This is a genomic window from Brevundimonas intermedia, assembly GCF_004614235.1.
GTDB lineage: Bacteria > Pseudomonadota > Alphaproteobacteria > Caulobacterales > Caulobacteraceae > Brevundimonas > Brevundimonas intermedia_A.
In genome coordinates this window covers 273378-293527 of sequence record NZ_SPVH01000001.1, presented here as the reverse complement: position 1 = coordinate 293527, position 20150 = coordinate 273378, and the positions used below count along the sequence as shown (strand labels likewise).

General features: G+C 67.7%; 18 protein-coding genes. 13 read left to right on the top strand and 5 right to left on the bottom strand.

Annotated elements, in window-relative coordinates:
• Positions 1–93 precede the first annotated feature (93 nt).
• The 6 genes from EGY25_RS01365 (at position 94) to pyk (ending at position 6338) form a co-directional block, all read left to right on the top strand.
• Complete coding sequence (locus EGY25_RS01365; RefSeq protein WP_135193266.1) at positions 94–1302, top strand: LL-diaminopimelate aminotransferase; 1209 nt, start codon at positions 94–96, stop codon at positions 1300–1302.
• 3 nt (positions 1303–1305) lie between these two features.
• On the top strand, positions 1306–2250 hold the full coding sequence (locus tag EGY25_RS01360; RefSeq protein WP_135193265.1) for a DUF808 domain-containing protein: 945 nt from the start codon (positions 1306–1308) through the stop codon (positions 2248–2250).
• A gap of 73 nt (positions 2251–2323) precedes the next feature.
• Positions 2324–4015, top strand: coding sequence for an alkaline phosphatase family protein (locus tag EGY25_RS01355; protein ID WP_135193264.1), 1692 nt, complete (start codon positions 2324–2326; stop codon positions 4013–4015).
• A 38-nt stretch (positions 4016–4053) separates the two neighbouring features.
• Entirely contained in the window at positions 4054–4347 is a 294-nt protein-coding gene (locus EGY25_RS01350; protein ID WP_135193263.1) for a type II toxin-antitoxin system HigB family toxin, read from the top strand.
• A 12-nt stretch (positions 4348–4359) separates the two neighbouring features.
• Positions 4360–4737, top strand: a complete 378-nt coding sequence (locus EGY25_RS01345) for a helix-turn-helix domain-containing protein (protein WP_135193262.1) — start codon at positions 4360–4362, stop codon at positions 4735–4737.
• 155 nt (positions 4738–4892) lie between these two features.
• Positions 4893–6338, top strand: coding sequence for a pyruvate kinase (gene pyk, locus EGY25_RS01340; RefSeq protein WP_135193261.1), 1446 nt, complete (start codon positions 4893–4895; stop codon positions 6336–6338).
• On the opposite strand, the gene EGY25_RS01335 is transcribed toward pyk, so the two are convergent.
• The 4 genes from EGY25_RS01335 to EGY25_RS16395 form a co-directional block, all read right to left on the bottom strand.
• Positions 6335–7372 (bottom strand): oxidoreductase, encoded by a 1038-nt coding sequence (locus tag EGY25_RS01335; RefSeq protein WP_135193260.1) that lies wholly within the window; start codon positions 7370–7372, stop codon positions 6335–6337. The two genes, pyk and EGY25_RS01335, sit on opposite strands and share 4 nt — an antisense overlap.
• 1 nt (position 7373) lies before the next feature.
• Positions 7374–7913 carry a PepSY domain-containing protein gene (locus EGY25_RS01330; protein WP_135193259.1) on the bottom strand — a complete coding sequence of 180 codons (540 nt, stop codon included), beginning with the start codon at positions 7911–7913 and terminating at the stop codon, positions 7374–7376.
• Between the two features lie 116 nt (positions 7914–8029).
• Entirely contained in the window at positions 8030–9466 is a 1437-nt protein-coding gene (locus EGY25_RS01325) for a helix-turn-helix domain-containing protein (protein WP_135193258.1), read from the bottom strand.
• Positions 9459–9599: a hypothetical protein gene (locus tag EGY25_RS16395; RefSeq protein ID WP_156355832.1), complete on the bottom strand. Its 141-nt coding sequence runs from the start codon at positions 9597–9599 to the stop codon at positions 9459–9461. Before EGY25_RS16395 ends, EGY25_RS01325 begins: the two co-directional genes overlap by 8 nt.
• Here EGY25_RS16395 and EGY25_RS01320 point away from each other — a divergent pair.
• Positions 9598–11133, top strand: coding sequence for an acyl-CoA carboxylase subunit beta (locus tag EGY25_RS01320; RefSeq protein ID WP_135193257.1), 1536 nt, complete (start codon positions 9598–9600; stop codon positions 11131–11133). The genes EGY25_RS16395 and EGY25_RS01320 overlap by 2 nt on opposite strands.
• Positions 11134–11318: 185 nt before the next feature.
• Here EGY25_RS01320 and EGY25_RS01315 read toward each other — a convergent pair whose 3' ends face one another.
• Positions 11319–11678, bottom strand: a complete 360-nt coding sequence (locus EGY25_RS01315; RefSeq protein ID WP_135193256.1) for a GIY-YIG nuclease family protein — start codon at positions 11676–11678, stop codon at positions 11319–11321.
• Positions 11679–11713: 35 nt separating this feature from the next.
• Between EGY25_RS01315 and EGY25_RS01310 the strand changes: the two genes are divergently transcribed.
• The 6 genes from EGY25_RS01310 to EGY25_RS01285 all read left to right on the top strand — a co-directional run bounded on the left by EGY25_RS01310 (position 11714) and on the right by EGY25_RS01285 (position 20056).
• Complete coding sequence (locus EGY25_RS01310; protein WP_135193255.1) at positions 11714–13693, top strand: acetyl-CoA carboxylase biotin carboxylase subunit; 1980 nt, start codon at positions 11714–11716, stop codon at positions 13691–13693.
• A gap of 193 nt (positions 13694–13886) precedes the next feature.
• On the top strand, positions 13887–15266 hold the full coding sequence (locus EGY25_RS01305) for a methylmalonyl-CoA mutase family protein (RefSeq protein ID WP_135193254.1): 1380 nt from the start codon (positions 13887–13889) through the stop codon (positions 15264–15266).
• The gene (gene scpA / locus EGY25_RS01300) at positions 15263–17422 is read left to right on the top strand and encodes a methylmalonyl-CoA mutase (RefSeq protein ID WP_135193253.1); all 2160 of its coding nucleotides are present in this window, start codon (positions 15263–15265) and stop codon (positions 17420–17422) included. The genes EGY25_RS01305 and scpA overlap by 4 nt, the downstream gene beginning before the upstream one ends.
• Positions 17419–17841, top strand: a complete 423-nt coding sequence (gene mce, locus EGY25_RS01295) for a methylmalonyl-CoA epimerase (protein WP_135193252.1) — start codon at positions 17419–17421, stop codon at positions 17839–17841. The genes scpA and mce overlap by 4 nt, the downstream gene beginning before the upstream one ends.
• 64 nt (positions 17842–17905) lie before the next feature.
• Positions 17906–18823, top strand: a complete 918-nt coding sequence (locus tag EGY25_RS01290; RefSeq protein ID WP_135193251.1) for a DUF4232 domain-containing protein — start codon at positions 17906–17908, stop codon at positions 18821–18823.
• A gap of 42 nt (positions 18824–18865) precedes the next feature.
• Positions 18866–20056, top strand: a complete 1191-nt coding sequence (locus EGY25_RS01285; RefSeq protein WP_135193250.1) for a glycine C-acetyltransferase — start codon at positions 18866–18868, stop codon at positions 20054–20056.
• Positions 20057–20150: the final 94 nt, after the last annotated feature.

Sequence of the window (20150 nt, the reverse complement as noted above, 5' to 3'; positions counted from 1 at the left end):
AAATGACCTTCAACGCTGTTGCGTGGGGCCGCAGGCGCGCTAATCGCTAGAGACGGCCGACCCCCGGCCGAAGACCACAACGACGAGCCTGTCATGTCCGAAGAATTCTACCGCATGAAGCGGTTGCCGCCCTATGTCATCGCCGAGACCAATGCGATGCGCGCGGCGGCCCGTGCGGCGGGCGAGGACGTGATCGACCTGGGGATGGGCAACCCCGACCTGCCGCCGCCCCAGCATGTGATCGACAAGCTGATCGAGGTGGCGCGCAAGCCCGACGCCCACGGCTATTCGGCGTCGCGGGGCATTCCCGGTCTGCGCCGCGCCCAGGCCAACTATTACGGTCGCCGCTTCGGCGTCGATCTGGACCCCGAGACCGAGGTGATCGTCACCATGGGCTCCAAGGAGGGTCTGGCCAGCCTGGCCACCGCCATCACCGAGCCGGGCGACGTGATCCTGGCGCCCAATCCATCCTATCCGATCCACACGTTCGGCTTCATCATCGCCGGGGCTGCGATCCGCAGCGTGCCGACCACGCCGGACGAGAAGTATTTCGAGGCGCTGGAGCGGGCCATGGCCTTCACCGTGCCCCGGCCCAAGATCCTGGTGATGAACTATCCGTCGAACCCGACGGCGGAGACGGTGGACCTGGCCTTCTACGAACGCGTCGTGGACTTCGCCAAGTCGAACGACCTGTGGATCATCAGCGACCTGGCCTATTCGGAGCTCTATTACGACGGCAAGCCGACCGTCTCGATCCTGCAGGTGCCGGGGGCCAAGGACGTGGCCATCGAGTTCACCTCGCTGTCGAAGACCTACAGCATGGCCGGCTGGCGGATGGGGTTCGCGGTCGGCAACAAGACGCTGATCGCGGCCATGACGCGGGTGAAATCCTATCTCGACTACGGCGCCTTCACGCCCATCCAGGCGGCGGCCTGCGCGGCGCTGAACGGACCGCAGGACATCGTAGAGCAGAACCGCAAACTCTATCACCGCCGCCGCGACGTGCTGGTCGAAAGCTTCGGCCGCGCAGGCTGGGACATCCCCAAACCCGCCGCCTCCATGTTCGCCTGGGCGCCGTTGCCGCCGGCCTTGGCGCATCTGGGCAGCCTTGAGTTCTCCAAGCAGCTGCTGACCCACGCCAAGGTCGCGGTCGCGGCGGGCGTCGGTTATGGCGAGAACGGCGAGGGGTTCGTCCGCATCGCCATGGTCGAGAACGAGCAGCGCATCCGCCAGGCCGCCCGCAACATCAAATCCTACCTTAAATCGCAGGGCGTCAACGTGCCGCCCAGCCGGGAAGACTAAGCCATGCCGTCCGGATTGATCGCGCTGCTCGACGATGTCGCGGGCATCGCAAAGCTGGCCGCCGCCTCGCTGGATGACGTGGGCGCGGCGGCGGGCAAGGCCTCGACCAAGGCGGCCGGGGTCGTGGTGGACGATGCGGCGGTGACGCCACGCTACGTCATGGGCCTGTCGCCGAGCCGCGAGCTGCCGATCATCGGCAAGATCGCCCTGGGGTCGTTCCGCAACAAGCTGATCTTCATCCTGCCGGCGGCCCTGGTGCTGAGCGCCTTCGCGCCCTGGGCCATCACGCCGATATTGATGTGCGGCGGGACATATCTGTGTTTCGAGGGGGCCGAGAAGCTGTTGGAGGCCCTTGGCCACGGCGGGCATGAGGACGCGGCGCCGGTGATGGGTGATGCGGCGGCGTTGGAGAAGACGACGGTGGCGGGGGCGGTGCGGACCGACCTGATCCTGTCGGGCGAGATCATGGCCATCGCCCTGGCGGATGTCGCGGCCCAGCCGATCCTGACCCAGGCGGCCGTGCTGGCCGTGGTCGGGATCGCCATGACCATCGTCGTCTATGGCGCGGTCGGCTTGATCGTGAAGATGGACGATATCGGCCTGAGCCTGGCGAAACGGGATAATGGCGGCGTGCGCGCCCTGGGTCGCGGCCTGGTCAAGGGCATGCCGGTGGTGATGAGCGCCCTGTCTGTCATCGGCACCGCCGCCATGTTGTGGGTCGGCGGGGGCATTCTGGTCCATGGGACCCATACGCTGGGTCTGCATTGGCCGGCCGTGCCGCTGGAGCATCTGGCGCATGGCGTCGGCTCGGTGTTCGGGCCGCTGGCGGGCGTGATGAGCTGGCTGACGACCGCTGTGGCCTCGGCCGTGATCGGCCTGATCGTCGGCGGTGTGGTCGTTCTGGTCCTGCATCAGGTCGCGCGGTTGCGCTCGCGGGAATCGCACTAGGAGCGGAGGCGCGCTGTCACGCGGATGCAATCCGCGGCGGCTAGAGGCGGATCGCCTGTTGTTGGAGTTGTTCATGTCCTTGTCGCGTCATGCCGCCGCCGCCTTCCTAGCCGCCCTGTCGATGGCGGGCGCTGGCTGCGCCTCCGTCGCCAAGCCCCCGGTTCAGCAGGTCCTCCCGCAGGCCGCCGTCGCCGCCCTGACGCCGCCGAAACTGATCGTGACCATCGTGGTGGATCAGTTCAGCGCCAACCTCTTCAATCAGTATCGCAGCCGTTACAGCGGCGGCCTGCGCCGCCTGGCGGACCAGGGTCTGGTGTCGATCAACGGCTACCAGACCCATGGCCTGACCGAGACCTGCCCCGGCCACTCGACCATTCTGACGGGCATGCATCCTGTCGAGACGGGCATCCCGGCCAACGACTGGATCGACGCCAAGACCGGCAAGGAGGTCTATTGCCTGGCCGCGCCGCAGAACCATCTGGCGCACGGTCGCGACGACACCGACAACGGGCCGGTCGGGCCGGATCAGCTGCGGGTCACGACCCTGGGCGATTGGTTGAAGGCCGTCAGTCCCGACAGCAAGGTCATGGCGGTGTCGGGCAAGGATCGCGGCGCCATCAACTTAGCCGGCCATCAGGGCCAGGCCTTCTGGTTCACCGACGGCTTCGGCCTGACGACCTATGTCGAGCCGGGTCAGACGGCGCAGGACAGGCTGGCGCCCGTCGCGGCCTTCAATACCCAGTTCAAGGCCTGGGCGGCGGCGACGCCTGTGGCTTGGGACTATCAGAACGAAGACTGTCGCGCACTGGCCGGAGACTGGACCATTCGCGGACAGACCTTCCATTCGGTGCTGCCGCCGGCGGGGCTGAAGTTCGACACCTCGCCGCTGCTGGACGAGCAGACGCTGAAGGCTGCCGAATATCTGCTGGACAGCCAGAAGCTGGGGCAGGGCGCGACGACCGACATGCTGGGCGTCAGCCTGTCGGCGACGGACCGGATCGGCCATATGTACGGCACCCAGGGGCCGGAGATGTGCGAACAGATGCATCGTCTTGACGCGGCGATGGGCGTCTTCCTAGACAAGCTGGCCCAGGTTCCGGGCGGGGCACTGGTGGTGCTGACGGCGGACCACGGCGGTTCGGACTTCGTCGAGCGGCTGCATGAACACGGCTATCCCCAGGCGCACCGCGCCGACATGGACGCGATCAAGACCATCAATGCGGCGCTGAAGGCGCGCTTCGACCTGGACGCCGATCCGTTGCAATCCGGCGGCAGCGGCTGGATGGTCGCCGACGCCGAGCACAGGTCGCTGCCCGATCCTCTGCGGACCCAGGTCGCCGAGGCGGCGGTCGAGATGCTGCGGGCCTTGCCGGACGTGGCCTTCGCCGAGACGCGCGACCGGCAGCTGACCGAGCCTTTGCCCGACAGCCGCCAGCCGGAAATGATGACGGTGCGTGAGCGTATGCGCCTGTCGACCGTGGCCGAGCGCTCGCCCGACATCCAGTTCGCCTGGACCCAGAACACCACGGCCGGCGGGCGTGTCGGCGCGACCCTGGCCGGTCACGGCACGCCGTGGGAATACGACCGTCGCGTGCCGATCATCTTCTGGTGGCCCGGCGCCCATGGCGAAGAGCGGTTCCTGCCCATCCGCACGGTTGATATCGCCCCGACCCTGGCTCATGTCGTCGGGGTGCCGACGCCGGTGGTCGAGGGACGTTGCATGGACCTGAACGGGTTCGCGGTGTCTTCCTGCCCGACAAAATGATGGCTTGTTCCCAAAACGGGATCTCGCTATAAGGCAATATGAACGTCGTCGCCCGGAAGACACTCCAGGCCTTCTGGACCCGTCATCCGCCGGCCAAGGGGCCGCTGACGAGCTGGTACAACCATGTGAAGGCCGCAGACTGGCGGTCTCCGCAGGATGTGAGGGACGATTTTCGTTCCGCTGATTTCGTCGGCGACAATCGGGTGATCTTCGATGTCGGCGGTAACAGGTATCGGGTGGTGGTGCGAATTTCCTACACTTTCCAACAGGTGCTGGTGAAGTTCGTCGGCACGCACGTCGAGTATGATCGCATCGACGTGGAAACCGTCTAGGCCGAGGAGCAGATGACCATGCACATCCATATTCTTCGCGACGAGGCCGACTATCAGGCGGCCAAGGCGGCCTATGAAGTCTATTTTGACGACGAGCCCGAACCGGGCACCGAGGCCGGTGATCGGTTCGAACTGCTGGGGCTGCTGCTGGCGAAATACGAGGAAGATCATTTCCCCATGCCTGCCGACGACCCGGTCGAGGCGATCCGTTTCGCGATGGAACGGCAGGGGCTGAGCCAGTCGGATCTTTCGGAAGTGCTGGGATCACGGTCTCGCGCGTCCGAAGTGCTGAATCACCGACGCGCCCTGTCGGTAGCGCAGATCCGCAAGTTGTCTCGCGAATGGCGTATTCCGGTTCAGGCGCTGATCGGGCAATCTCAGGCAGCCTGATATGCGGACGGCGCGATAAACTCCTGTTTCGGGGTCGTAAACTCGTGTTTCCCGGCGGGGCTGCGGCCTTACGTGGAAAAGGTTTCGTTGGCAGAAGGGGCTAAAGCGCCCAAGCCGTCCAAACGGATGGCGATCAGAGCCAACAGGAAACGTCCATGAACAGAGCCCGCCGCGCCCGCATCGTCGCGACCCTGGGGCCCGCAAGCCGTGCGCCTGGCATGGTCAAGGCCCTGGCCCAGGCCGGGGTGGACGTGTTCCGCCTGAACTTCAGCCACGGGTCGCATGAGGATCATGCCGCCGCCCTGAAGGCCGTGCGTGGCGCCGAGGCGGCCTTGCAGCGCCCGCTGGGCGTGCTGGCCGACCTGCAGGGGCCCAAGCTGCGGCTGGGCCGGTTCAAGGATGTCGAAATCTCGGTCAAGCCGGGCCACACCATGCGTTTCGATCTGGACCCGACGCCGGGCGACGAGACCCGGGTGCAGATGCCGCACCCCGAAATCTTCAAGGCCCTGCGTACCGGCATGCTGCTGCTGCTGGATGACGGCCGGGTGCGGCTGCGGGTCAATGAACGGGCTGACGACTGGGCCGATGTAACGGTCGAGAGCGGCACCAAACTGTCGGACCGCAAGGGCGTCGCGGTGCCGGAAGCGGTCATTCCCGTCTCGGCCCTGACCCCCAAGGACCGCGAGGACCTGGCCTTCGCCCTGCGGATGGGCGTGGACTGGGTGGCGCTCAGCTTCGTGCAGAAGCCCGAGGACATGGCCGAGCTGAAGCGGATCGTGAACGGTCAGGCGGCTTGCCTGGCCAAGATCGAGAAGCCGGCGGCCCTTGCCGATCTTGAGGCCATTCTCGACTATTGCGACGGGGTCATGGTGGCGCGAGGCGACCTGGGCGTCGAACTGGACCCCGAGGACGTGCCGGTGGCGCAAAAGCAGATCGTGCGCGCCGCCCGCAATCGCGGCGTGCCGGTGATCGTGGCGACCCAGATGCTGGAATCGATGACCAGCGCGCCGGCCCCGACCCGCGCCGAGGCGACCGATGTGGCCAACGCCGTCTATGAAGGCGCGGACGCCCTGATGTTATCTGCCGAAACGGCGTCGGGCGACTATCCGCTGGAATCCGTCGGCATGATGAGCCGGATCATCGAGCGGGTCGAACGCGATCCGATGTGGCCCAGTCTGATGGGCGCCGAACACGCCGGGATGGACGAGCATGATGTGGACGCCCTGGTCGGGGCGGCGGGCATGGCGGCCAGCGCGCCCTCGACCGGTTGTCTGGTGGTGTTCACGACTCTGGGCGGCACGGCGAGGCGGATGGCGCGGGAACGGCCGTTGAAGCCGATCCTGGTCTTGACGCCCAACCCCAACACGGCGCGTCGCCTGGCCCTGGTGTGGGGACTGGAGCCGCGCCTGGGCGAACAGCCGGATTCGCTGGAGGCCGTCACCGACGATGCCGTCAATAGCGCGGTCAAATACGGCCTGGCCGAGCCGGGTCAGCGTATCCTGATCCTGGCCGGCACGCCGTTTGGGGCGCCGGGCGCGGCCAATCTGCTGCGCCTGGCCCATGCGCCGGCGGCGGCGTCGAAGGGCCGCAAGAAGAGCTAGAGGGCGATCTCGCGACGCTCGGCTGCGCTGCGCCGGCCGGCGTCGATGATCCGCATGACCGTCAGGGCCTGATCCGCCGTCACCGGCGGCGGGCCCTTGCCCAGGATCGCGTCGCGCATGGCGGCGTAGAAGGCGGGATAGTCGCCGCGTTCGGGCGTCGGGGTGGTGCGGCGGGTTTCGCCGTCGATCTGTTGCGTCAGGACGCCGGGCGAGGGATCGACGCCCCAGTCGGCGTCGCCGGGACGCAGGCCCGCCTTGGACTGGTTCTCCTGGGCGTCGAGGCCGTGTTTGACGAAGCTGCCGCCTGTGCCGTGGACGACGTAGCGGAGGCTGGCCTCGGCGGCGAGGTGGCTCATGTTCAGGATGACCCGCAGGCGGTCGTAGCGCAGCAGGACGTGGGCGTAGTCGATGGCGGTGGCGCCCTGACGCTGGGCCTGGAGGTCAGCGTAGACGCCCAGGGGCGCGCCGAACAGCTGCACCGCCTGGTCGATCAGGTGCGGGCCCAGGTCGGCCCAGACGCCCCCGTCGCGTTTGTCCTTCCAGCGGTCGGTCACGGTCGGGCGGAAGCGGTCGTAGTGGCTTTCGAACACGGCGATCTCGCCCAGCTCGCCTTCGGCGATCAGGCGGCGCAGGGTCAGGAAGTCGGCGTCCCAGCGGCGGTTCTGGAAGACGCTGAACACGCCGGGCGATGCGGCCGCGACGGCGGCGACCGCCTCGGCGTCGGCGAGCGTCACCGCAAAGGGCTTGTCCACCACCACCGACTTGCCGGCCTTCAGCGCGGCGATCGACTGTTCGGCGTGCAGGGCGTCGGGGGTGGCGACGACGATCAGGCGGATGTCGTCGCGGGCGAGCGCCGCGTTCAGGTCGGGCACGACCTCGACATCGGGTAGGTCGGCGTGAACCGCGTCAGGGCGCGATGAGACCACAGCCGCCAAGCGTAGGCCCAGCGTGGCCTGGATCAACGGCGCGTGAAAGGTTTGGCCCGCCAGGCCGTAGCCGACGACGGCGACGCCGATGGGAGGATGTGAGGTCATGTCAGTGCGGCCAGCGTTCCGTGAGGACCTCCGCCTTACCATCTCTGACGCGGACTTCCATGGCGGGTTCGGCAGGCTGGCCGACGGCGAACAGTTCGTAGATCACGCTGCCGTCCATCTGACGGCTTTCGATAATTCGTTCGGGGGCGAAGGCGCCGGTCGCGGCGCGGGCGGTGGTCTGGACGGCCTGGGGCATGTCGGCGAAGGCGACGTCGCGCTGGATTTCCACCACCTCGAACCGGTCGCCGGTCTGCTGGATGTCCAGTTCGACCTCGGACCCGTCCGGCCGGGCGCCCTCGACGTCATAATAGACGCGGCCCTCGCGTTCCTTTCGTTCGACCTCGGCGACGGTCATGCCCGGCACGGTCTGCTGGATCAGCGCCGTAAGCGCAGGCGGCAGATCGGCAGGCGACACGTCGGAGATCTGCGTTTCGGGACCCGGCGGCAGGGCGGTCGGTGCGGTGTCGGCCTTGTCTTCCTGCGCGGGTGAACAGGCGCCCAGCACGGCGGCTGCCGCGATGGCGAAAAGGGCGTGCTTCATCGGTCGTTCCTCCCGCGCCTTGCGCGCTTGTCCGATCAGGAAGAGGAGGTCGGTAACCGGTGTCAAGCCTTGCGCGATCGTGGCGACGGCTTGTCGCGGCGCGAGGCTAGGCCGGTCTATGGTCGGTCGAACCGCGGGCCATCCAGCACATAGGGCACCACGCCGCGCTCGTTCTCGGGCACGTGCAGGGCGCGGTCCAGGGGCGGGAAGGCGCGCTGGGTGCAGTCGGTGCGCTCGCAGATGCGGCAGCTGACGCCGATCCGGGCGGCGGGGCCGTTCAGGTCCAGACCGGCGGCATAGACCAGCGCCCCGGCGTGCTCGACCTCGCACCCCAGGGACAGGGCGTAGCGGCGGTCGTTGGCCAGATAGGAGCCGCTGGGCTTGGACACGGAGCGCGCAACGGAGATGTAGCGCGAGCCGTCGGGCATCTCGGCCAGTTGCACCCCGATCCGGTCGGGCGTGGCGAAGGCCTCGTGGACGTTCCACAGGGGGCAGGCGCCGCCGAAGCGGGCGAACTGGAAGCGGGTCGCGCTGTGCCGCTTGGTGATGTTGCCGGCCATGTCCACGCGGGCGAAATAGAAGGGCACGCCGCGCCAGCCGGGCCGTTGCAGGGTCGAGAGGCGGTGGCAGACCTGTTCGAAACTGACCTGGAACCGGGTGCGCAGGCGGTCGATGTCGTGCTTCTCGGCCCGCGCCGCCTCCAGGAAGGCGCGGTAAGGCAGCAGCAGCGCGCCGGCGGCGTAGTTGGCCAGGCCGACACGGGCCACGTCGCGCGCCGCCTGGGTGCGGAAGGCGGCCTGGTCCAGTTCGGTCTCGATCAGGTCGCGGAAAGACAGCAGGGCCAGCTGGTGGGCCAGCTGGAACGACCGGGTGGCGCCGGGCTGCCAGGCGTCCAGGCTCAGGATCCGGCTGGCGGGATCATAGCGGCGCAACGCCTCCTGGCCGGCGACATAGACGGTGCGGACGCCGTGCCGGTCGGCCAGCAGGGTCTCCAGCGCCCGTTCGATCGGGCCGTCCTGGGGGACCGCCGCCGCCAGGGCCTCGGCCGCCGTGTCCAGGCTGTCGACGTAGTTGTCGCGGTAGTGGAAGAAGTCGCGCACCTCTTCATAGGGCAGCAGGGCGACGCGGGCGCCCAGTTCGTCGCGGCCCAGGGTGTCGTCCAGCGCCTTCACCCGCTCGTCCAGCTGGCGGAAGGCCTGGTGCAGGGCCAGGAACTGATGGGCCAGGCGCGGGGTGTTGGCGATGGCCTGTTTCAGCTCGGCCGCCGTCGGGGGCTCGGCCCCGCCGCTGACCGGGCCGGCGATGTCGGTGGTGGCCTCGCGCAGGTCGGCGATCAGGCGGGCGTCGCCCTCAAGATCGAACAGGCTGGCGTCGATATGGAAGGCGCGGGTGAGGGCGATCAGGACGCGGGCGGTGGCCGGGCGCTGATTGGTCTCGATCTGCGACAGATAGGAGGGCGACAGGCCCAGACGTTCGGCGCAGGCCTCCAGCGTCCAGCCGCGCGCCTCGCGCAGCTTGCGCAGCTTGGCGCCCAGGAAAAGCTTCTCAGCCATTCGCAAGTTTGCAGTTCATCGTCGCCGCCTTTGCAAGTCCGCGCAGTTCCGCACCTTTTGCAAAGTTGCGTTTGCCATTTTGCGATGAAGGCGCCACGCCTTGCCGTTCGAACAAGAGGCCGAAACCGATCATGACTCAAGCCATCCTTGAAGAACTGGAGCGCCGTCGCGCCGCCGCCAAACTGGGCGGTGGGGAAAAGCGTATCGCCGCACAGCACGCCAAGGGCAAGCTGACGGCGCGCGAACGCATCGACGTGCTGCTGGACGAGGGCTCCTTCGAGGAGACCGACATGTTCGTGGAACACCGCAGCCACGACTTCGGCATGCAGGACCAGCGCATCCCCGGCGACGGCGTTGTGACGGGGCGCGGCACCATCGGCGGTCGGCTGGTCTATGTCTTCTCCAAGGATTTCACCGTCTTCGGCGGGTCGCTGTCGGGCGCCCATGCGGCCAAGATCGTCAAGCTGCAGAAGATGGCCCTGACGACGGGCGCGCCGATCATCGGCCTGTTCGATGCGGGCGGGGCGCGGATCCAGGAGGGGGTCGAGAGCCTGGCCGGTTACGCCGACATCTTCCTGCAGAACACCCTGGCCAGCGGCGTCATTCCCCAGATCAGCGTGATCATGGGGCCGTGCGCGGGCGGCGACGTCTATTCGCCGGCCATCACCGACTTCATCTTCATGGTGAAGGACACGAGCTATATGTACGTGACCGGCCCCGACGTGGTGAAGACGGTCACCAACGAGGTCGTCAGCCACGAAGATCTGGGCGGGGCGCGGGTGCATGCGGGCAAGTCGGGCGTGGCGGACGGGGCGTTCGAGAACGATCTGGAGGCCCTGTCGGAGGTGCGGCGGCTGATCGGCTTCCTGCCCTTGTCGAACCGCGAAAAGCCGCCGGTGCGCGAGAGCTATGACGAGCCCGAGCGGGACGAGCCGTCGCTGGACACCTTGATCCCGGCCAATCCGAACCAGCCCTATGACATGAAGGAGCTGATCCTGAAGGTGGTCGACGAGGCCGACTTCTTCGAGATCGGGGCCGACTTCGCCAAGAACATCATCTGCGGCTTCGGGCGGCTGGACGGCCAGACGGTCGGGATCGTCGCCAACCAGCCCCAGGTGCTGGCCGGGGTTCTGGACATCGATTCAAGCCGCAAGGCCGCGCGGTTCGTGCGCTTCTGCGACGCCTTCGACATTGCGCTGGTGACCCTGGTGGACGTGCCGGGCTTCATGCCGGGGACCAAGCAGGAATACGGCGCCCTGATCAAACACGGGGCCAAGCTGCTGTTCGCCTATGCCGAGGCGACGGTGCCGAAACTGACCCTGATCACGCGCAAGGCCTATGGCGGCGCCTATGATGTGATGAGTTCGAAACACCTGCGCGGCGACGTCAACTACGCCTGGCCCACCGCCGAGATCGCGGTCATGGGCGCCAAGGGGGCGGTCGAGATCATCTTCCGCAAGGAGGCCGGCGACCCGGCGGCCCTGGCCGCGCGGGAGGCCGAGTATAAGGACCGGTTCGCCAATCCGTTCGTGGCGGCGGGGCTGGGCTATATCGACGACGTCATCATGCCGCACGGGACGCGGCGGCGGCTGGTGAAGGCGCTGCGGACGCTGAAGAACAAGGTCCAGGACAACCCCTGGAAGAAGCACGATAATATTCCGCTGTGATGTGGGTTGTGACGCTTCAAAAAATTTCGTCATCCTCGCCCTTGTGGCGAGGATCCAGACTCCCGGTGTCGAGCGTGGGCCGCCGGCCTCAGCGGCGCCGCGTCATCGGCTGGGGTGCATCGTTGAACACCGGGAGTCTGGATCCTCGCCACAAGGGCGAGGATGACGGTCTTGGGAGGGGGGGATTACTCCTCCGGCGGCGTCCAGTTTCGATAGGCATCGGGGTCGGGCTCCGCCCCCGACGCCCGAACCAGGTCAGCGAACAGGTCGTCCCAATGCGGATTGGCGCGTTCGATCAGATTGGCCTTCCAGTCGCGGGGCCAGCGTTTCAGAGACTTCTCCCGCTGGATCGCGCCGACGATTGTCTCGTGGAACTCGTACCAGACGAGGCGTTTCAGGCCGTATCGCTTGGTGAAGCCGTCGATGACGCCCGCCCGGTGCTGGCCCACGCGCGTCACCAACTGGCTGCTGACGCCGACATAGACGACGCCGTGCATCCGATTGGCCATCATGTAGCAGCCGATCAGGCTGTCCGCCGTTACCATCGCATCCCCCATCGCTTGGCAGAGGAAGTATAGCCATGTTCTCCAAAATCCTCATCGCCAACCGGGGCGAGATCGCGGTTCGGATCATCAAGACCTGCCGCCGCATGGGCATCAAGACCGTGCAGGTCTATTCGGAGGCCGACGCCGGGTCGCTGGCGGTCGAAATGGCCGACGAGGCGGTGCTGATCGGGCCGGCGCCGGCGGCGCAGTCCTATCTGCTGGCGGACAAGATCGTCGAGGCGGTGCGCCAGACGGGGGCGCAGGCCGTGCATCCGGGCTTTGGGTTCCTGAGCGAGAACGCCGGGTTCGCGCGGCGGCTGAGGGACGAGGGCATCGCCTTCATCGGCCCCAACCCCGAGGCCATCGAGGCCATGGGCGACAAGATCAGCTCCAAGAAGCTGGCGGCCGAGGCGGGGGTCTCGACCGTGCCGGGGCATATGGGGCTGATCGAGACGCCGGAGGAGGCGGTCAAGATCGCCAACCAGATCGGCTATCCGATCATGATCAAGGCCTCGGCCGGCGGCGGGGGCAAGGGCATTCGCGTGGCCCATTCGGACGCCGACATGGCCGAAGGGTTCGCGGCGGTGAAGGCCGAGGCGCTGAACGCCTTCGGCGACGACCGGGTCTTCCTGGAAAAGTTCATCATCGACCCGCGCCACATCGAGATCCAGGTGCTGGGCGACAAGCACGGCCACGTCATCCACCTGTTCGAGCGCGAATGTTCGATCCAGCGCCGCAACCAGAAGGTCATCGAGGAGGCGCCCTCGCCCCTGCTGGACGAGGCCACCCGCGCCGCCATGGGGGCGCAGGCCGTCGCCCTGGCCCAGGCGGTCAACTATGACTCAGCCGGCACGGTCGAGTTCGTGGCCGGACAAGACAAGAGCTTCTTCTTCCTGGAAATGAACACCCGGCTGCAGGTCGAGCATCCGGTGACGGAGCTGATCACCGGGGTCGATCTGGTCGAACAGATGATCCGGTCGGCCTGGGGCGAGGCCCTGGCCTTTGAGCAGAAGGACCTGTCGATCAACGGCTGGGCCATCGAGAGCCGGATCTATGCCGAGGATCCCTATCGCGGCTTCCTGCCGTCCATCGGGCGGCTGGTGCGTTATGAGCAGCCGGAGGAGGGCGATCAGGGGGACTATACGGTCAGGAACGATTCCGGCGTCCGCGAGGGCGACGAGATCAGCATGTTCTACGACCCGATGATCGCCAAGCTGTGCGCCTGGGGCGAGACGCGCGAGGCGGCGGTGACGGGCATGGCTCGGGCGCTGGAGGACACCCACCTGTCGGGCCTGGGCCACAATGTGCCCTTCCTGGCGGCGGTGATGGACCAGGACCGGTTCAAGTCGGGCGAACTGTCGACCAGCTATATCAAGGACGAATTCCCGGACGGCTTTAACGGCCTGCGGCCGACGGTGGAGCAGGAGCGGATCCTGATCGCCTCGGCGCTCGCTATGCACGAGGTCATCGCCGAACAGGACGGCGACCCGTCGGACCGCACCGACTGGATCGTGATGATCGACAAGACGCCGCACGGCGTCGGCCTGTCCTACGATGAGGACGAGGAGATGATCCTGACCCTGACGGGCGGGGGCGACATCCGCCTGTCCGACATCGACTGGCGGCCGGGCCTGGCCCAGTTCAAGGCCGAGCTGGACGGCGAGGCCTTCACCGCCGAGGTCAAACGCGTCGCCGACGGTTTCGACATCCGTCACCGCGCGGCCAGGGCGCGGGTGCGGGTGCTGCGGCCGCACGTCGCCGAACTGTACGCGCGCCTGCCGGAGAAGGTCGCGGCGGACACGTCGAAGATGGTGCTGTCGCCGATGCCGGGGCTGGTGGTGTCGATCCCGGTGGTGGTGGGGCAGGAGGTCAAGACCGGCGAGACGGTGGCGATCATCGAAGCCATGAAGATGCAGAACATCCTGAAGGCCGAGCGCGACGGGGTGGTGAAGGCGGTGGGGGCCAAGGACGGGGATCCGGTGGCGGCGGATGACGTGCTGGTGGAGTTCGGGTGATGTTTCCCCCCTTTCGTCATTCCGGGGGCGCGCAGCGCAACCCGGAACCCAGCGGCGCGCGTGAGCGCGAACCTGTCGCGGATTTGGTCTTCAAACATCGAGCGGCGGATAGATTTCGCCTTCGGCGCCGCTGGGTTCCGGGTCTTCGCTGCGCTTCGCCCGGAATGACGAAAGAAGAAGGGGGGACGGGCGCATGACCTTCCCCACACCCAGCCCCCTCGAATGGCGCGAGGCGGCCCAGAAGGCGTTGAAGGATCGGCCGATCGAGGCGCTGATGCACCTCGATGCCGACCAGTTGGTGACGCGGCCGCTGTATGCCGGGGCGAACGGGGTGCAGGCGATCTTTGCGCCGCGTCCGTCCGACTCTGAAGGCCGGGCCTGGGATCTGCGGACCCTGGTCGAGGGGGACGACGCCGAGGCGGTCAACGCCGCCGTCCTGACCGATCTGGAGAACGGCGCCGCCTCGGTGGTGCTGAGGGGGCGAGTGCTGGCGGATTCCGCGCCGTTGGGGCGGGCGCTGGAAGGCGTGGCGCTGGAGCTGGCGCCGGTGGCGCTGGACGCCGGGATCGACGGGCCGGATGCGGCCAACGCCTTGGCGGTCGTAGCAAAGGGCTCGCCGCGCGCGCAGCTGAGATTCCATATGGACCCGGTCTCGGCCTTCGCCGAGGCGGGCGGGGCGCCGCGTTCGGTGGAAGAGCATCTGAGCCTGGCGGCCAATACGGCGGCGCGCCATGCGGGGGCCTATCCCGATGCGACCTTCTTCATGGCCAGCGGGCGCGTGGCGCACGAGGCGGGCGGATCGGCGGCGCAGGAGCTGGCCTTTGCGGCCGCCAGCGTGGTGGCCCATGTGAAGGCGGCCGTGGATGCGGGGATGTCGGTCGAGGCGGCCTTGCGCGGCACGGTGGTCGGCCTGTCGGTCGATGCGGAATATTTCGACAGCCTGGCCAAGGTCCGGGCCATGCGGCTGATCTGGGCCGCGTTGACGCGAGCCTTCGGGCTTGAGACGCCGGCCGTGATCGAGGCGCGGTCGTCGCGACGGATGCTCAGCAGCCGCGACCCCTGGCCCAATCTGCTGCGGCTGACGGCGGCGGGGTTTGCGGGCGCCGTGGGGGGCGCGGACGTGGTGGTGCTGGACGGCTTCACCCGCGCGACCGGGCGGTCCGACGCCTTTGCCAGGCGGCAGGCGAGGAACACCCAGCTGGTGCTGATGGAGGAGGCCAATCTGGGCCGGGTCGACGATCCGGCCGCCGGTTCTTGGTATCTGGACGCCCGCACCCGCGATCTGGCCGAGGCAGGATGGGCCGAGTTCCAGATGATCGAGGCCGAAGGCGGTCTGGTCGAGGCCCTGAAGGGGTCGGTGATCCAGCCCCGCATCGCCCGCGCCCGGGCCCTGCGCGAGGCGGGTCTGAAAAACGGCGCGGCCCAAATCGTCGGCGTGACGAAATATGTGGACGCGGACGTGCGGCCGGCGCCGGTCGAGGCGGGCGATGAGGCGGCTGCGGCGGTGGAGCGGGTGTGCGAACCCCTGACGCCGATCCGCTTCGCTGCGGCCTTCGAGGAGGTGATCGGATGAGCTTCCCCGACTTCAGCAAGATCGCCCTGACGCTCGACGCGACCGGGCAGGGGCCAACGCGCGACCCGTGGCTGACGCCCGAAAGTCTGACCGTGCCGACCGCATACGGCGCTGAGGCGCTGGAGGGGCTGGATCACCAGGACGGCCTGCCGGGGTTCGCGCCCTTCATGCGCGGGCCCTATCCGACCATGTATGCGGGCAATCCCTGGACCATCCGCCAGTACGCCGGTTTCTCGACCGCCGAGGAGTCGAACGCCTTCTATCGTCGCAATCTGGCGGCGGGGCAGAAGGGGCTGAGCATCGCCTTCGATCTGGCGACGCACCGGGGCTATGACAGCGACCACCCGCGGGTGAAGGGCGACGTCGGCATGGCCGGCGTGGCCATCGACAGCATCTATGACATGCGGACCCTGTTCGACGGGATCCCGCTGGACCAGATGTCGGTGTCGATGACGATGAACGGGGCGGTGCTGCCGATCCTGGCCCTGTATGTCGTCGCGGCGGAAGAACAGGGGGTGCCCCACGCCAAGCTGACCGGGACCATTCAGAACGACATTCTGAAGGAGTTCATGGTCAGGAACACCTACATCTATCCGCCCGAGCCATCGATGCGGATCATCGCCGACATCTTCGCCTGGACGGCGCAGGAGACGCCGAAGTTCAACTCGATCTCCATCAGCGGCTATCACATGCAGGAGGCCGGGGCCTCGGCCGACATCGAGCTGGCCTATACGCTGGCGGACGGGATCGAATATCTGCGGGCGGGCGTCGCGGCAGGCATGCCGATCGACCGGTTCGCGCCGCGCCTGAGCTTCTTCTGGGCCATCGGCATGAACTATTTCATGGAGGTGGCCAAGATGCGGGCCGGCCGCCTGCTGTGGGCCGAGGCGGTGCGGAAAAAGGGCGGGGTCGATCCGAAGTCGCTGTCCCTGCGCGCTCACTGCCAGACTTCGGGCTGGAGCCTGGCGGCGCAGGACGTGTTCAACAATGTGCCACGCACCATGGTCGAGGCCATGGCGGCGGCGGGCGGCCAGACGCAGAGCCTGCACACCAATGCCCTGGACGAGGCCCTGGCCCTGCCGACCGACTTTTCGGCCCGGATCGCGCGCAATACCCAGATACTGTTGCAGTCGGAGACGGGGCTGACCAAGGTCATCGATCCCTGGGGCGGCAGCTTCTACGTCGAGCGGCTGACCCACGAACTGGCCGAACGCGCCCGCGCCCACATGGCCGAGGTCGAGGCCCTGGGCGGCATGGCCAAGGCCATCGAGGCCGGGATTCCCAAGCTGAGGATCGAGGAATCCGCCGCCAAGACCCAGGCCCGGATCGACACCGGCCAGCAGACGGTGGTCGGAGTAAACAAATATCTGAACCCCGTCGTCGACGACATTCCGATGCTGAAGGTCGACAATGCGGCGGTGCTGGCGGCGCAGATCGACAAGCTGAAACGGCTGAGGGCCGAGCGGGATCAGGCGGCGACCAATGCGGCGCTGGCGGCGCTGACGGACGGGGCGCGTGGAAACGCCAACCTGCTGGAGCTGGCGGTGCAGGCGGCGCGGGCCAAGGCGACGGTGGGCGAGATTTCGGACGCGCTGGAGGCCGCCTTCGGCCGGCATGTGGCCACGGTGCAGACCGTGTCGGGCGTCTACGCCAAGGAGGCCGGCGCCGATCCCCGCTTCGCCCGCGCGCGCGAGATGGTGGCGACCTTCGTCGAGAACGACGGCGGGCCGCCCCGCATCCTGATCGCAAAACTGGGCCAGGACGGGCACGACCGGGGCCAGAAGGTGGTCGCCACAGGCTATGGCGACCTGGGCTTCGACGTCACCGCCGGCGCCCTGTTCCAGACCCCGTCAGAGGCGGCGAAGGACGCGGTGGACAAGGGGGTTCATGCGGTGGGCGCTTCGTCTCTGGCGGCGGGGCATCTGACGTTGGTTCCTGAACTGAAGGCCGAGCTGGAGAAGCTGGGCCGGCCCGACATCATGATCGTGGTGGGCGGCGTCATTCCGCCGTCCGACGTCCAGCCCCTGCTCGATATGGGGGCCGCCGCCGTCTACCTGCCGGGTTCGCCCATCGCCGACACGGCGGTGGACCTGATCGAGAAACTCAACCAGAGGCTGGGCTACGCCCAGCCCGCCCCCGCAAAGGACAAGCCATGATCGGCGCCCTGAATCACGTCGGGGTCGCCACGCCCTCCATCGCGGACTCGATCAAACTGTATCGGGACGTGCTGGGCGCGACGAAGATCGGCGAACCGTTCGACCTCCCCGCGCAGGGGGTGAAGGTCTGTTTCATCGACACGCCCACGGCCCAGATCGAGCTGATCGAACCCTATGACGAGACCAGCCCCATCGTCGGCTTCCTAGCCAAGAACCCCAAGGGCGGCCAGCATCACGTCTGTTTCGAGGTCGCCGACATCCACGCCGCTGTCGCGGAAATGCGGGCCAAGGGCGTGACCCTCCTGGGCACGGGCGAACCGCGCATCGGGGCGCACGGCACGCCGGTCGTCTTCCTGCATCCGCGCGACATGGGCGGGGTGCTGATCGAGCTGATGGAGACGCCGAAAGGCGACCACTGAGGTTCGGCGGCGGAGCCTTTCGCCAGCTTGACCGTTGGGTTGATCGAACGGGAAAGACTTGACCATGATGCGCCGCCTGACCGCTTTCGTCGCCATCGCCGCCCTGACCGGCGTCTCCGCCTGTCAGCAGCCGCAGCCGCAGCCGGAGCAACCGACCGCTCCGGTCGAGCCGCAGGCGGCGCCGGCGTCCAATGCACCGTCGATCGGCTACGCCTGCGAAAGCGGCGCGACGCTCCAGGTCCAGTATGCCGACAGCGACACCGCGCAACTGACCTACAAGACCCAGACCTACGCCCTGCGTTCGGTCCAGGCCGCCAGCGGCGCGCGCTATGTCGGGGCGGGTGTGGAATGGTGGACGGCGACCCGCGACGGTCAGGAAAGCGGCACGCTCAGCCGCCTCGGCCCGGACGGCACGACCGGAGTGGCGGTGCTGGAGCGCTGCTCGCGTCCGATCCCCGGCGCTGACGTGACGCCGGGACCGCTCCCCATCCCCGGTCAGACCCCGACGCCCGCGCCGGGCGGGGTTCTGCCCGCCTCCATGCCCTGCAAGGGGGCGCAGCTGAAGCTGGCGGCCGAGGGTGGCGACGCGGGCGCGGGAAATCGGGTTCGCAACTTCAGCCTCCAGAACGTCGGCACACAGGCCTGCAGCCTGACCGGTTATCCGGGCGTGACCTTGCAGGATGCGCGGGGCCGTCCCGTGACCTCGATCCGCGCCGACCAGAGCCCCGGCAGCTATTTCCGTCAGGGCCAGGCGCCGACGCCTGTCGAGATCGCACCGCAAGCCAAGGCCTATTTCGAAACGGCCTGGAACGTGGTCCCGGACGAGACGATGCAGAAGTCCTGCCCCAGCGTAGCGACCCTTCGTGTGACCGCGCCGGGCGATACCGCCGCGATCAGCCTGCCGTTCGAGTTCCAGCCCTGCGGCGGCAAGATCCGCGTCAGCCCGATCCGGGCCGAAGCGGACCCCGAACCTGCAACCTGATGCGGGTGGAAACGGATCGGAAATCGGCGTAGGTCGCGGCTCATGACTCAGACATTCTACGACCGCGTCGCCGGCGAACTGACCGAGATCGACGCCCAGGGCCTGACCAAACCCGAACGCATCATCGCCTCGCGTCAGGGGCCGGTGATCCAGGTCGCCGGACGCGACGTGCTGAACTTCTGCGCCAACAACTACCTCGGCCTGGCGGGCGACGAGCGCGTCACCCAGGCGGGCATCGCCGCGCAGGAAAAATGGGGCGCGGGCACGGCCTCGGTCCGTTTCATCTGCGGCACGCTGGAGATCCACAAGGAGCTTGAGGCGGCCATCGCCGGTTATCTCGGCTTCGAGGACGCCATCCTATTCGCCGCCGCCTTCGACGCCAACGGCGGCCTGTTCGAACCCCTGCTGGGCGAAAACGACGCCATCGTCTCGGACAGTTTGAACCACGCCTCGATCATCGACGGGGTGCGGCTGTGCAAGGCCAAACGCTACCGGTTCGCCAACTCCGACATGGATGAGCTGGAGAGCCGCCTGAAGGAGGCCCGCGCGGCCGGCGCCCGCGACATCATCATCGCCACCGACGGCGCCTTCTCGATGGACGGCTATATCGCCAAACTGGACGAGATCCGGGTGCTGGCCGACAAGTACGACGCCCTGATCATGGTCGACGACTGCCACGCGACGGGCTTCCTGGGTCCGCAAGGCAAGGGCTCCTTCTCCCATCACGGGGTCGAGGTCGACTTCGTCACCGGCACCTTCGGCAAGGCCCTGGGCGGCGCCATGGGCGGCTTCATCTGTGCGAAGAAGTCGGTGGTCGAACTGCTGAAGCAGCGCGCGCGGCCCTATCTGTTCTCCAACGCCCTGGCGCCGGCGGTGTGCGGTTCGAGCCTGGAGGCCATCCGCATCGCCCAAGGGTCCGAGGGCGACGCGCTGCGCACCCGCCTGTCGGCCAACGCCCACCGCTATCGCAACGCCATGGCCGATGCGGGCTTCACCCTGCTGGACGGCGAACACCCGATCATCCCGGTCATGCTGGGCGACGCCAAACTGGCGCAGGATTTCGCCGCGCGCGCGCTGGAGCTGGGCGTCTATGTGATCGGGTTCAGCTTCCCCGTGGTGCCGCGCGGCCAGGCCCGCATCCGCACCCAGATGTCGGCGGCGCACAGCTTCGAGCAGATCGACCGGACGGTGGCGGCGTTTACGCAGGCGGGCCGGGAGTTGGGCGTCATCTGACGCCCTCAAAACGTCGTCATCCTCGCCCTTGTGGCGAGGATCCAGAAACGCCGTCGTGGACGTGGGGTCGCGATGGGCACCGGGAGTCTGGATC

What these genes read in the sequence shown, in the direction of transcription:
- mce (WP_135193252.1), top strand. Translation starts at nt 17,419, where the DNA reads ATGATCGGCGCCCTGAATCACGTCGGGGTCGCCACGCCCTCCATCGCG.
- EGY25_RS01320 (WP_135193257.1), top strand. Translation starts at nt 9,598, where the DNA reads ATGACTCAAGCCATCCTTGAAGAACTGGAGCGCCGTCGCGCCGCCGCC.
- EGY25_RS01345 (WP_135193262.1), top strand. Translation starts at nt 4,360, where the DNA reads ATGACCATGCACATCCATATTCTTCGCGACGAGGCCGACTATCAGGCG.
- EGY25_RS01325 (WP_135193258.1), bottom strand. Translation starts at nt 9,466, where the DNA reads ATGGCTGAGAAGCTTTTCCTGGGCGCCAAGCTGCGCAAGCTGCGCGAG.
- EGY25_RS01305 (WP_135193254.1), top strand. Translation starts at nt 13,887, where the DNA reads ATGACCTTCCCCACACCCAGCCCCCTCGAATGGCGCGAGGCGGCCCAG.
- EGY25_RS01285 (WP_135193250.1), top strand. Translation starts at nt 18,866, where the DNA reads ATGACTCAGACATTCTACGACCGCGTCGCCGGCGAACTGACCGAGATC.
- EGY25_RS01330 (WP_135193259.1), bottom strand. Translation starts at nt 7,913, where the DNA reads ATGAAGCACGCCCTTTTCGCCATCGCGGCAGCCGCCGTGCTGGGCGCC.
- EGY25_RS16395 (WP_156355832.1), bottom strand. Translation starts at nt 9,599, where the DNA reads ATGATCGGTTTCGGCCTCTTGTTCGAACGGCAAGGCGTGGCGCCTTCA.
- EGY25_RS01365 (WP_135193266.1), top strand. Translation starts at nt 94, where the DNA reads ATGTCCGAAGAATTCTACCGCATGAAGCGGTTGCCGCCCTATGTCATC.
- EGY25_RS01360 (WP_135193265.1), top strand. Translation starts at nt 1,306, where the DNA reads ATGCCGTCCGGATTGATCGCGCTGCTCGACGATGTCGCGGGCATCGCA.
- scpA (WP_135193253.1), top strand. Translation starts at nt 15,263, where the DNA reads ATGAGCTTCCCCGACTTCAGCAAGATCGCCCTGACGCTCGACGCGACC.
- pyk (WP_135193261.1), top strand. Translation starts at nt 4,893, where the DNA reads ATGAACAGAGCCCGCCGCGCCCGCATCGTCGCGACCCTGGGGCCCGCA.
- EGY25_RS01315 (WP_135193256.1), bottom strand. Translation starts at nt 11,678, where the DNA reads ATGGTAACGGCGGACAGCCTGATCGGCTGCTACATGATGGCCAATCGG.
- EGY25_RS01355 (WP_135193264.1), top strand. Translation starts at nt 2,324, where the DNA reads ATGTCCTTGTCGCGTCATGCCGCCGCCGCCTTCCTAGCCGCCCTGTCG.
- EGY25_RS01335 (WP_135193260.1), bottom strand. Translation starts at nt 7,372, where the DNA reads ATGACCTCACATCCTCCCATCGGCGTCGCCGTCGTCGGCTACGGCCTG.
- EGY25_RS01350 (WP_135193263.1), top strand. Translation starts at nt 4,054, where the DNA reads ATGAACGTCGTCGCCCGGAAGACACTCCAGGCCTTCTGGACCCGTCAT.
- EGY25_RS01290 (WP_135193251.1), top strand. Translation starts at nt 17,906, where the DNA reads ATGATGCGCCGCCTGACCGCTTTCGTCGCCATCGCCGCCCTGACCGGC.
- EGY25_RS01310 (WP_135193255.1), top strand. Translation starts at nt 11,714, where the DNA reads ATGTTCTCCAAAATCCTCATCGCCAACCGGGGCGAGATCGCGGTTCGG.